Source organism: Sulfitobacter aestuariivivens (assembly GCF_014763045.1).
GTDB classification, from domain to species: Bacteria; Pseudomonadota; Alphaproteobacteria; order Rhodobacterales; family Rhodobacteraceae; genus Sulfitobacter; species Sulfitobacter aestuariivivens.
The window spans coordinates 1-1,135 of sequence record NZ_JACTAG010000009.1 but is presented as its reverse complement, the minus strand read 5'-3'; the positions used below and the strand labels follow the sequence as shown (position 1 = coordinate 1,135).

The following is a 1,135-nucleotide window of genomic DNA, read 5'->3' as shown; positions in this document are numbered from 1 at the left end:
GTACCAACGCACAGCACACAAGATGATCTCACGCGGAAAGCGATGATGCTTGAACGGGGATTTACGCGGCATGTCCAACCTCAAAAGCGCGAAAGTGGCCAAGCCAACCGATTAATGCAACAGTCCCGGTCAATGCTACCCGATTGACCGACGAGATCGACACTGGCGGGCTGTTCGGTGTCCGGTTTGGATGATGCAATGATATCTGATGGCTGGAGTTGGAGTCCGATAATGGCCAACTCCACAGCGGCGGCTAATTCCTTCGCCGATCCGGTAAAGGCCCTACCCTGTCGCCCGGTCCAGAACCTCTTCCGCCCATTGGTTCAGGCTCTTGCCTGACAGTTCGGCTGCGAGTGCCGCCTTGCGGTGAACCTCTGGATCGACGCGGAACATAACTTGGCCGGAAAAAGCCTTCTGTGGGTCTTTCCCAACTTTTGCACAGGTTTCGATGTAGTCTTCTACCGCCTCATGAAAGGCCTCCCGCAACCCTTCAACAGTGTCGGCATGAAAACCAACACCGTCGCGGATACCCGCAATGCGCCCCGTGAAAATTCCATCGTCGTCGTCATACTCGATACGGGCCGAGTAACCCTTGTAGGTCATAGAGTTTGTCATGGCGTCACTCCGATCCGTTCCAAAAACGCGCGAGCAGCACGAACTTGATACCGCTTGGCTTCCTTGGCGGGGTGTGGGCGATGAAACGTCTCGACCTCGCCATCCTTTTCGAACCGCACCCGCGAGCCGCGTCCTTCGACCACTTGTGCGCCAGCAGCGACAAGCAAACTCTCGACCGCTGACCATTCGATAGTTCCTGACACTGGGTCTCTGAAGACAACGGCCAGAGTCTTGCGGTGTTTGCTGTTCATCAGTTCATATAAGAGATGCTATCACATATTGCAAGCACAAATCTTTTTTCTTAGTATCTTTTTGGTTTGGAGGTGATGCATCGCGCAAAGGGGGACTGTTGCATTAATCGGTTGGCTTGGCCACTTTCGCGCTTCTGAGCTTTGAGGTGCCCCTAGTTTCCTAGACGCCTGCCTCGTTCATTTTCTGTTGTTTCATTTCATAGTCAACCGGTGACAGCATGCCGTTGTTCGTGTGTTTGCGGGTCGGGTTGTAAAACATCTCGATGTAG

At 53.6% G+C, this 1,135-nt stretch carries 2 protein-coding genes and 1 pseudogene; all 3 read right to left on the bottom strand.

Annotated features, from left to right (window positions below; translation table 11 throughout):
• A pseudogene (locus tag H9Q16_RS20965) lies at window positions 1-72 on the bottom strand (IS6 family transposase); the annotation flags it as partial.
• Window positions 73-282: 210 nt separating this feature from the next.
• The gene (locus H9Q16_RS20485) at window positions 283-615 is read right to left on the bottom strand and encodes a type II toxin-antitoxin system HicB family antitoxin (protein ID WP_191077340.1); all 333 of its coding nucleotides are present in this window, start codon (window positions 613-615) and stop codon (window positions 283-285) included.
• A complete protein-coding gene (locus H9Q16_RS20480; protein WP_191077339.1) occupies window positions 612-866 on the bottom strand; it encodes a type II toxin-antitoxin system HicA family toxin in 255 nt (84 codons plus the stop codon). The genes H9Q16_RS20485 and H9Q16_RS20480 overlap by 4 nt, the downstream gene beginning before the upstream one ends.
• Between the last annotated feature and the right edge of the window lie 269 nt (window positions 867-1,135).